This is a genomic window from Pseudoalteromonas sp. PS5, from assembly GCF_004103255.1.
In the GTDB taxonomy this organism is placed as follows: domain Bacteria; phylum Pseudomonadota; class Gammaproteobacteria; order Enterobacterales; family Alteromonadaceae; genus Pseudoalteromonas; species Pseudoalteromonas peptidolytica.
In genome coordinates, this window is record NZ_RCSQ01000205.1 from 1 (window position 1) to 10,671 (window position 10,671).

Annotated in this window: 8 protein-coding genes; 6 read left to right on the plus strand and 2 right to left on the minus strand. The window is 42.7% G+C overall.

Annotated elements, in window-relative coordinates; genetic code table 11:
- The first annotated feature begins 262 nt into the window (after positions 1-262).
- A complete protein-coding gene (locus D9603_RS20085; protein ID WP_161972777.1) occupies positions 263-1,291 on the plus strand; it encodes a tetratricopeptide repeat protein in 1,029 nt (342 codons plus the stop codon).
- 59 nt (positions 1,292-1,350) lie between these two features.
- Here D9603_RS20085 and D9603_RS20090 read toward each other — a convergent pair whose 3' ends face one another.
- Positions 1,351-2,130: a nucleoside-binding protein gene (locus D9603_RS20090; RefSeq protein ID WP_128732653.1), complete on the minus strand. Its 780-nt coding sequence runs from the start codon at positions 2,128-2,130 to the stop codon at positions 1,351-1,353.
- A gap of 73 nt (positions 2,131-2,203) precedes the next feature.
- Positions 2,204-3,517, minus strand: a complete 1,314-nt coding sequence (locus D9603_RS20095; protein ID WP_128732654.1) for a Na+/H+ antiporter NhaC family protein — start codon at positions 3,515-3,517, stop codon at positions 2,204-2,206.
- Between the two features lie 273 nt (positions 3,518-3,790).
- Here D9603_RS20095 and dapB point away from each other — a divergent pair, with 273 nt between their 5' ends.
- From dapB to D9603_RS20120, 5 genes are all read left to right on the plus strand, one after another.
- Positions 3,791-4,594: a 4-hydroxy-tetrahydrodipicolinate reductase gene (gene dapB / locus D9603_RS20100; RefSeq protein WP_128732655.1), complete on the plus strand. Its 804-nt coding sequence runs from the start codon at positions 3,791-3,793 to the stop codon at positions 4,592-4,594.
- A 207-nt stretch (positions 4,595-4,801) separates the two neighbouring features.
- Positions 4,802-5,938, plus strand: a complete 1,137-nt coding sequence (carA, locus tag D9603_RS20105) for a glutamine-hydrolyzing carbamoyl-phosphate synthase small subunit (RefSeq protein ID WP_128732656.1) — start codon at positions 4,802-4,804, stop codon at positions 5,936-5,938.
- A 16-nt stretch (positions 5,939-5,954) separates the two neighbouring features.
- Complete coding sequence (carB, locus tag D9603_RS20110) at positions 5,955-9,173, plus strand: carbamoyl-phosphate synthase large subunit (protein WP_128732657.1); 3,219 nt, start codon at positions 5,955-5,957, stop codon at positions 9,171-9,173.
- Between the two features lie 46 nt (positions 9,174-9,219).
- A complete protein-coding gene (gene greA, locus D9603_RS20115; protein ID WP_125253230.1) occupies positions 9,220-9,696 on the plus strand; it encodes a transcription elongation factor GreA in 477 nt (158 codons plus the stop codon).
- Between the two features lie 327 nt (positions 9,697-10,023).
- Positions 10,024-10,629, plus strand: a complete 606-nt coding sequence (locus D9603_RS20120; RefSeq protein ID WP_128732658.1) for a hypothetical protein — start codon at positions 10,024-10,026, stop codon at positions 10,627-10,629.
- The last annotated feature ends 42 nt before the right edge of the window (positions 10,630-10,671 follow it).

A 10,671-nucleotide genomic window follows, 5' to 3' on the forward strand; every position in this document is an offset into this window, starting at 1 on the left:
AACATCGCGAGGTAAACTCGCACCCACCACAACACCAGCAAAGTGCTGGACAGGGAAGAGGCGGTTTACCCGCCGAGCTGTTGGGTCTCTCAAACAAAAAGAATAAAAACATCCTACTTTGTAACATCGCGAGGTAAATTCGCTCCCACTACAATATCAACTTCATTGTCGAGTCAGATTTTTACTCTTTTATGTGATAAGTTTGATGTAAACTACTAAGCTTCATTATGATTGTTTAAGCTGGCGCGATAGGAGTATTTGTGTGCTACAGGTTGCATTATTGCTTTCTGCATTTGTTGTGTTAACGCCTAACGAGCTATTCAAGACACTACAGGCTATTCAGGGAGCAAACGCGTCTAATCCGAGCGAAGCTTTGGAAATATATACCAAGGTACAGCCAGTCCTGCCTAAAACCCCTTCAAAAGGGTTATACGAAATTCATTTAGCCGGCCTCAAGTCAGGAATTAGAGCAAACGATGTTGGGTTAATCAAAAGTATTATTAACCTTTTCTCAGAAAATAAAGATTGGTTACATTATTTAAACTATGAGAAAGGTGAAATAGCCACTTATCTTGCTATTTATTTTAGAAGGACCGGTAAGTTTGAGCTGGCAGAGAAGAGCTATGAATGTGCAATTCGATTTTCGACAAATGAACAAAAGCAAAAGATCATAAATAACTTAGCTGTACTATATCGGACAGCGGGTCAGTTGGATGAAGCTGAAGAGATTCTTGATAGAGCTCTTATCGAGTATAGGGAAGAGGAACATATTAAAGCAGCGTTACATAATAATTTAGCGAACGTATATTTTGATCGGGAAAATTATGAAAAAGCGGCTGAGTTGTATCGGCTGGCGTTTCTACACCACCAAAAGTCGGGGGAGAACTACGAGGCCAGCTATGTTGGCCTGAACCTACTCAATAGCTATATTGCGTCAAAACAATGGCAGGGCTATCAGCGTTATGTCAATACAGTGAAAATGCGCGTTGATCAAACCCAAGACAGCGAGTTAATAACAGTATTAATGTGGCAAGAACTTACTGTTAAAAGAGCTGAGCAGGTTGCTGAGTTGAATCAAGAACAGCAAGTTTTTTTATTAGACTCCCTTCCTATGCTTATGAAAACAGAGTATCACCACAACATAACAAGGTATGTGTCACTGCTACAGTTGCCGAAACTAACTACGCTATATCAAGATTTCGCCACTTATAAGAACCTAAGTGTCAGAAAACTAGATGATAATAAGCAGTCTCTAGATCTCGTTTTGTCTTGGTGCCAAGAGGGAGTTTAGTTCAGTGTCGGCTACAAGAAGCATAAACGCTAGTAGCCGCTGCATCATGGGTACTGGGTTTAGAAAGTCCATGCAAGGTGTAATTGAGGAACGGATTCGTTGGTATCTGTACCAAGTTTGTTGTGCCAATACTGCCATTCCACACCTAACATCAGCTGATTATCTGGTATCCCCATCGCATAGCCGAGATCCCATTGAAGAATTGGTTGTGCGAGCAGCCAGCCTTTTACATCATTACCAAGCTCGTTTTCTCGCTCGCCGATATATTCTACATGGCCAGTAAGATAGAACTTTTGTTCGCCTATTTTGAAAGGATAGCCCCATGCAAGATCTATCATCCAACTATCACTTTCCTTAGGAGCGCCGCCATGACTGATCCCTTGGCTATCGTCTTGATAGAGAGTAAATGTAGATGAGAAAAAGTTGAACCCTTCAAAGTTCCAGTTCACTTTGACACCAGGTAAGTATTTCATCACTTTAGCATCTCCAGCTGCATTGAAGCCCATTGTTAGGCTAACGTCAGCTATAGCGTCAAAAGAAGACTTAAAATCAGCAATCTTTGACATGGAGAAGCTTGAATACCACTCCCCATAAAAGTCACCATCTTGATAGTCATCAGTGAGATCATCTTTACTGTAATCGATAAAAAAGAAGTTATCACCATAGCGGTAGCCTGAAGCATGTTGAAGCGAATAAACAGTTGTGGTTGCTTCATTTTTGCTAAAGGGATTTTTAAAGTCGCCGTGGTTGACGTGCAGCTGTGTAGTGCTCCAATCAGCGGCATAGCTAAGTGAGCTAACAGCAAGTGAGGATAAAGTAATGAGCGTATTGAGTTTCATTTATTAATTCGGATAACATTAAAAATGAAAGTATAACAAAAGCGCCCTAAGTTGGGCGCTTAAAGTAAATAAATTATGCTTTATTTCTTCTTAGGCAAATAACACAAATGGCAGTGAACGCTAGAATAAAACAGTAATAAGATGAACTAGATACATCCCACGGGCTGATTTTAAAAGTAGCACCGAGTAACAGTGCCTGTGCACCATAGGGTAAAGAACCCTGCATAACGCACGCAAAAATATCGAGTAAGCTTGCAGAGCGCTTAGCTGAAATGTTTCCGTCTTCAGCTAGCTTTTTAGCAACAGGGCCAGCAACAATAATACTTACAGTGTTATTTGCAATACATAGATTACTGGTTAATACAAGCGCTGCAATACCGAGTTGATCAGCGACTTGGCGGTGCCATTTAGCAATGATACTGGTAATTTTTTGGATTTGCTTTGCTAAAAAATCGAGGCCGCCATTGATACGAATAAACTCGGATAGGCCACCAATGAACATAGATAGTAAGAAAATCTCCTGCATATCACTGAAGCCTTTGTAGACGTCATTTAGGAACGCTGCGCCTTGGTAGTCACCCACAAAACCTATGCAGCCAGCAAACACAATGCCACTAAAAAGAACAACAAAAACATTAATCCCAATCACTGCCAAGACCAAGATAAACGCATAGGGTAAAACTAATAGCCAATCAAACGGTTTGGTTTCTACAACCTGCGGCTCTGGGGTTAAAAATACTAATAGCAAGACAGTCAACAACGCAGCAGGTAGGGCTATCTTTAGATTCTCTCTAAATTTATCTTTCATTTCACAGCCTTGGGTTCGTGTGGCTGCAATTGTGGTGTCAGAAATAATAGATAAGTTATCGCCAAACATTGCACCCGATACTATAGTGCCAGCCATCAGTGCAGGGTCGATCCCCGTTTTCATCGCCACTGCAACAGCAATAGGGCCAATCGCACCAATTGTGCCCATGGAAGTTCCCATTGCAGTAGAGACGACAGCGGAAATAAGGAAAAGGCCAGGTAATAGGAAAGCTGGAGGAATAAGTGACAAACCTGCGTTAACCACAGCATCGACACCACCTGTTGCACTTGCAACGGCTGAGAAAGCACCTGCCAATAAATAGATGAGGCACATGGTGATGATGTTGCTGTGTCCAGCGCCTCGAATAAACGTTTCGACACTGCGGTTTATGGTATCTTTATTGAGTAAAAAAGCCAAAACAATGGCGGGTAGAATAGCAACGGGCGCTTTTAATTGATAAAACGCATAGTCGACGCCCTGTGATTGTAAATACAATCCTGCGCCAAGAAAAATCCCTACAAAGGTCAGCAGTGGCAATAATGATAGTTTTGCCTTTGTTTGATTGTAATTTGGTTGCATAGCACTCCCCAACATAAAGCACAGCCAATAATTGGCTGTAAAACCGCAAAACACGCCTAATAAGATGAAGTTTTTTCAACCCTAATAGGTTAGCGAGCGCGGCAGTTTATATGTTTAGACGTCTAAAGTCTAATGTTTTATTATTTTCAACTTGACTGACTATGACATACAGATACGGTAAACTCTACTCCTGCAAAAACGCATTTCTACATATCCGATTAGCCATAATTGCTACCATTCGGATAATTAATATCGTAAAAATAAGGGTGACACATGACAAGAATAGGTATTTATGGTGCGAATGGCAGAATGGGACTTGCATTAATTGAAGCTTGTTATTTATCGCAACAAGCTGAGCTGATCTGCGCTTTCGTTCGAGAAAGTTCACAATACCTTGATAAAGCAATTACTCAATTGCAGCCAAAGGCAGACACAAATATTCGTTTTAGCTCTGAACAAGATACGCTTGAAAATGTTGATGTATTAATCGACTTCACTTTACCTGAGGGAATGAAGCAACACCTATCAGCCGCGATTGCTGCTAAAAAGCCAATGGTGATCGGTACCACAGGTCTTACTACAACTGAAATGGAACTGCTAGTTGAGGCTGCAAAGGAAATACCTATTGTCTTTTCTCGTAATTATAGTGTGGGTATTAATCTTCTACTTAATTTAGTGCAAACAGCGGCACAGAAGCTTGCTGACGAGATGGACATTGAAATCTTTGAGGCACACCACCGCCACAAAATCGACGCTCCGTCAGGTACCGCACTGGCTATTGGTGAAGCGATAGCAGAAGCTAAAGGCTGGAAGCATGACGATGTTGCGGTTTATGACCGAAGTCACAGCCATGAAGCGAAATCACAACATGAGATTGGTTATTCGGTGCTTAGAGCGGGTGATATAGTAGGTGAACATACCGCTTACTTTGCAACAATGGGGGAAAGACTCGAATTAACACATAAAGCTGCATCGAGATTGACCTTTGCATCAGGCGCTGTAAGGGCTGCGCAATGGTTAAAAGATAAACCAGCAGGCCTTTACGATATGCAAGATGTCCTAGATTTAAAGAAGTAAGCATATCATTTTGCGGCTTTAAAGTAAAAAAAGAGTTTAAAGGCTTATTTTTGTAATTTTGGTGATTTTAATTAGACGAAATGTGATTCATGCTGTAGACTATAACGAATTTGCCAAAATTTTAATAACTGCGTGTTACCAAGCGCTTTGTAGACGGGATGTTGAGCGTTTTGCTTTCGCCCGTTTTTTACTATCTAGGAGGTTAACTTGACTAAATCCGCTCTGTTAGTCCTTGAAGACGGCACGGTTTTTCGTGGTACTGCTATCGGTGCTGACGGTATGTCAGTCGGTGAAGTAGTATTCAATACGTCAATGACGGGGTATCAAGAGATCTTAACGGATCCTTCATACGCGGAACAAATCGTTACGCTCACTTACCCACATATCGGCAACACCGGTACTAACAGCGAAGATGAGGAAGCGGACAAAATCTGGGCAAAAGGCCTAGTGATCCGTGACTTACCACTGCTTGCGAGTAATTTCCGTAATGAACAGTCATTAAGTGACTACTTAAAAGAACGCAATATCTTAGGGATAGCAGATATTGATACTCGTAAACTCACTCGCATTCTTCGTGATAAAGGAGCCCAAAATGGTTGTATTATCGCAGGTGATGAAGTTGACGAGCAACAAGCGCTAGAAGCTGCGCAAGCATTCCCTGGCTTAAAAGGGATGGATTTAGCAAAAGTAGTGACAACAGAAACTCAGTTTGAATGGCGTGAATCAAGCTGGACTCTGGGCGAAGGTTTTAAAACACTTCGCGCTGAAGATGAAAAGTTTCATGTTGTTGCCTATGACTTTGGTGTGAAAAAGAACATTCTTAGAATGCTAGTTGACAGAGGCTGTAAACTAACAGTTGTTCCAGCAGAAACCTCCGCTGCTGATGTCCTAGCACTCAACCCTGATGGCATCTTCCTATCAAACGGTCCTGGTGACCCTGAACCATGTACTTATGCCATTGACGCGATAAAAGCATTTTTAGAAACAGACACACCTATTTTCGGTATTTGCCTAGGCCACCAGTTATTAGCACTCGCTTCTGGTGCAAAAACAGTGAAAATGAAGTTTGGTCATCATGGTGGCAACCACCCGGTTAAAGACTTAGATCGTAACGTTGTGATGATCACAGCACAAAACCATGGCTTCGCTGCTGACGAAGCAACGCTTCCTGATAACCTACGTGCAACGCATAAGTCTTTGTTTGATGGCACACTGCAAGGGATCCATCGTACTGACAAGCCTGCGTTTAGCTTCCAAGGTCACCCTGAAGCAAGCCCAGGCCCACATGATGCAGCACCGTTATTCGACCATTTCATTGAATTAATGCAATCTCGCAACGCTTAATTAGACCGGAGTAATAATGCCAAAACGTACTGACATAAAAAGCATTCTGATTTTGGGCGCAGGCCCAATTGTTATCGGCCAAGCCTGTGAATTTGACTACTCTGGTGCTCAGGCCTGTAAAGCGCTGAGAGAAGAAGGATATCGAGTCATTCTTGTAAACTCGAACCCTGCAACGATCATGACTGACCCTGAAATGGCTGATGCAACGTACATTGAACCAATTCACTGGGAAGTTGTTGAAAAAATCATCGAAAAAGAAAAGCCAGATGCTGTCCTTCCTACGATGGGTGGTCAGACAGCACTAAACTGTGCGCTTGATTTAGACAAGCATGGTGTACTTGCTAAGCACGGTGTAGAGTTAATTGGTGCGACGGCAGATGCAATCGACAAAGCAGAAAACCGCGAGCGTTTTGATATCGCGATGAAAAACATTGGCCTTGAGTGTCCTCGCGCAGAGATTGCACACTCAATGGATGAAGCAAAAGACGTGCTAACGCGTATCGGTTTCCCATGTATCATCCGTCCTTCTTTCACCATGGGTGGTACCGGTGGCGGTGTTGCTTACAACATGGAAGAATTTGAAGAAATCTGTACACGTGGTTTAGACCTTTCACCAACTAATGAGCTTCTAATTGATGAGAGCTTACTAGGTTGGAAAGAGTATGAGATGGAAGTTGTTCGTGACAAAAACGACAACTGCATCATTGTATGTTCTATTGAAAACTTTGACCCCATGGGTGTTCACACAGGTGACTCAATCACTGTTGCACCAGCACAAACATTAACTGACAAAGAATACCAGCTAATGCGTAATGCTTCGATGGCGGTACTACGTGAAATTGGTGTTGAAACAGGTGGTTCAAACGTTCAATTTGGTGTGAATCCAAAGGATGGCCGTATGGTTATCATTGAGATGAACCCTCGTGTATCTCGTTCATCTGCACTAGCCTCAAAAGCAACGGGTTTCCCAATCGCGAAAATTGCAGCAAAATTGGCTGTGGGCTACACGCTTGATGAGCTACAAAACGACATCACTGGTGGCGCGACACCGGCGTCATTCGAGCCTTCAATTGACTACGTTGTTACCAAAATCCCTCGTTTTAACTTTGAGAAGTTCGCTGGTGCAAATGACCGTCTAACGACTCAGATGAAGTCTGTTGGTGAGGTTATGGCGATTGGTCGTAACCAACAAGAGTCTCTTCACAAAGCACTTCGTGGTTTAGAAGTGGGTGCAACAGGTTTCAACCCGATTGTTGCACTTGATGCGCCAAACGCAAAAGAAACCATCATTCGTGAGTTACGTGAGCCAGGTGCAGAGCGTATTTGGTACATTGCAGATGCAATGCGTCACGGTATGAGCGTTGAAGATGTATTTGAGTTAACCAAGATTGATCGCTGGTACTTAGTGCAGATTGAAGACATCATTAAAGATGAAACTAAGATCGCAGAAGCGGGTCTTGCTGGTCTTAACAAAGATTTCCTTCGTCGCCTCAAGCGCAAAGGTTTCGCTGATGCGCGCATCGCTGAGATTGCAGGTGTTTCTGAAAAAGAAATCCGCAAGAAGCGTCATCAGTTAGAAATTCTACCTGTGTATAAGCGTGTTGATACATGTGCAGCAGAATTTAGTTCAGACACCGCTTATATGTACTCAACTTACGATGAAGAATGTGAAGCAGCACCTTCTGAAAAAGACAAGATCATGGTTATCGGCGGCGGCCCTAACCGTATCGGTCAAGGTATCGAATTTGATTACTGTTGTGTTCATGCTGCGCTTGCAATGCGTGAAGATGGCTATGAAACTATCATGGTTAACTGTAACCCTGAGACTGTTTCAACCGACTATGATACGTCAGATCGTCTATTCTTCGAGCCAATTACACTTGAAGATGTGCTAGAAATCGTACGCGTTGAGAAGCCAAAAGGCGTTATCGTTCAGTACGGTGGTCAAACACCACTTAAGCTAGCGCGTGACCTTGAAGCGAATGGTGTGCCAGTTATTGGTACTTCTCCTGACGCAATCGACCGTGCAGAAGACCGTGAGCGTTTCCAGCAACTTGTTGAGCGCCTTGACCTTCTTCAACCTGAGAACGCGACAGTAACTTCTCTAGAAGAAGCGGTTGCTAAGTCTCAAGAGATCGGTTTCCCATTAGTTGTTCGTCCATCATACGTATTAGGTGGTCGTGCTATGGAAATCGTATATGACGAAGATGACTTACGTCGTTACATGACTGAGGCGGTATCTGTATCTAACGAAGCACCAGTTCTTCTTGACCGCTTCTTAGATGATGCAATCGAAGTTGACGTTGATGCTATCTGTGATGGTGAAAACGTGATTATTGGCGGTATTATGGAGCACATCGAGCAGGCGGGTGTTCACTCAGGTGACTCAGCATGTTCATTACCAGCACACTCTCTATCGCAAGATATTCAAGATGTTATGCGCAAGCAAGTACGTGACATGGCGCTAGAGCTTGGTGTTGTGGGTCTAATGAATACTCAGTTTGCTGTGAAAGATGGCAAAGTATACCTAATCGAGGTTAACCCTCGTGCAGCACGTACAGTACCGTTTGTTTCGAAGGCAACGGGTGTTGCACTGGCAAAAGTAGCAGCGCGTTGTATGGTTGGGCAGTCTCTTGAAAGCCAGGGTGTAACAAAAGAAGTTATCCCTCCTTATTATAGCGTGAAAGAAGTTGTACTCCCATTCGCTAAATTCTTAGGTGTTGACCCAATGCGTGGTCCAGAGATGCGCTCTACGGGTGAAGTGATGGGTGTTGGTGAAAACTTCGCCGAAGCATTCGCAAAAGCCCAATTAGGTGCATCAAACACTTTACCACGTGGCGGCCGCGCGCTACTATCTGTGCGTAATGGTGATAAGGCACGCGTCGTTGAACTGGCTAAGACAATGAAAGCCATTGGTTTTGAGCTAGATGCAACGAATGGTACGGCGAAAGCGCTTGAAGAAGCGGGTATTGAAGTACGTCGCGTAAACAAAGTATTCGAAGGCCGTCCTCATATTCTTGACCGTATCAAGAATGGTGAGTACAGCTATATCGTTAATACGACCGAAGGTCGCCAAGCTATTGAAGACTCGAAGGTGTTACGTCGTGGTGCACTGCAGCATAAGACTAACTACACCACTACGCTAAATGCAGCGTTTGCAAACTGTACAGCGAATGCAGCTGACGACAGAAGCTCTGTAAACTCTGTTCAAGAATTACACCAGCGTTTGAACTAAAAAGAACAAAGCCAGAGCATATGCTCTGGCGATGAGTGAGATACTTATGCAATCAATTCCGATGACAGTGCGAGGCGAAGAATTGCTTCGTGAAGAACTGAATCATTTAAAAAAAGTTGTTCGCCCAAAAATTGTTGCAGACATTGCAGAAGCACGTGAACACGGCGATTTGAAAGAAAACGCTGAATATCATGCAGCAAGAGAGCAGCAAGGTTTTTGTGAAGGCCGTATTCAAGAAATTGAAGCGAAACTTTCAACTGCACAAATAATTGATGTAACTAAAATGCAAAATAACGGCAAGGTTATTTTTGGCAGTACGGTTACTATCGTTAATGTGGATACGGACGAAGAAGTTAGCTACCGCATTGTTGGTGATGATGAAGCAGATATTAAAAATAACTTAATTTCTGTTAACTCTCCAATTGCGCGTGGATTAATTGGCAAAGAGCTAGATGATACAGTGAATATTCAAACGCCAAATGGCCTAGTTGAGTATGAAATCATCGAGGTTGAATACAAGTAATCCTTTTCAATTAAAAGCCTGTATTTTGAAAAATACGGGCTTTTTTGTTACCCACCTTGTCATACCTCTTCCTCACCTCTATGAATATGGATGCACAGGTGTTCACTTAATACTATGTTATCAACAACCTCTTCTCGTTTATTAAGATTCATTGGTATTAATCCAGTTAATTGATGTAGCTTCTTACCCCGTGTCTCAGTCACTGAACTTAAACGAGTCTGAACGCTCACTCAGAACTTAGCTGTAATGTCATGTAATTGCTAATTATGCAAAACCTTCTAGGGTTTGTGTTAATCCTTAACACGGAACAAAAATGAGGAGGTACATGTGCCATTTGAAATGGAACAGTTTAAAACTGAAGGATTTGAGCTTTTTATATCAAGTTGGAAAGAGAGGCTAGCAAGCACAGGAATTCATCAAGAGTTACCCAGTCAAAAGCATGAGTTTTGGCGCACTCTACGACTAAGATCCACAGTGGATCTCAGCAAGCATAGCGCACTTCTCCAAGGGGTTAGCTTGGCTAGGTACGACACATACCTCGTTCTTACTGCTTTGTTGTACACCAATAGCTTGTTTGAGAGTAAAGACCTAATTATCGGCCATAACTTGCCAGGACACTTTTTTAATGACGCTAATCCAGCTCAGCAGCGTTTTTCTCGAGAATTGCTTGATTCTCTTAATCTCAACCAGCCGCTTTGCTTAATCGATGAATACTTCGAGAATTTTGAGATAAATACAATATGCTATGAGCAATTACGCAAGGCCGTTCCGACATGGCACGATGCGTTTCATGAGCTGGAAGCCGTAACAAATTTCACTTCGGCGCCACGCTCAGCATCCCAGCTTCCTAGTAGTTTATTATATTTTATACCGCAGCTATTTTCTGAAAAGCAGATTATTGAGCAGTGTAATCATTTATCCGCGCTTTATTGACTCAAACTTTAGGTAGAGAGTGTTAATACCAATTTGACTTAA

What these genes read in the sequence shown, in the direction of transcription:
- dapB (WP_128732655.1), top strand. Translation starts at nt 3,791, where the DNA reads ATGACAAGAATAGGTATTTATGGTGCGAATGGCAGAATGGGACTTGCA.
- carB (WP_128732657.1), top strand. Translation starts at nt 5,955, where the DNA reads ATGCCAAAACGTACTGACATAAAAAGCATTCTGATTTTGGGCGCAGGC.
- D9603_RS20095 (WP_128732654.1), bottom strand. Translation starts at nt 3,517, where the DNA reads ATGCAACCAAATTACAATCAAACAAAGGCAAAACTATCATTATTGCCA.
- greA (WP_125253230.1), top strand. Translation starts at nt 9,220, where the DNA reads ATGCAATCAATTCCGATGACAGTGCGAGGCGAAGAATTGCTTCGTGAA.
- D9603_RS20090 (WP_128732653.1), bottom strand. Translation starts at nt 2,130, where the DNA reads ATGAAACTCAATACGCTCATTACTTTATCCTCACTTGCTGTTAGCTCA.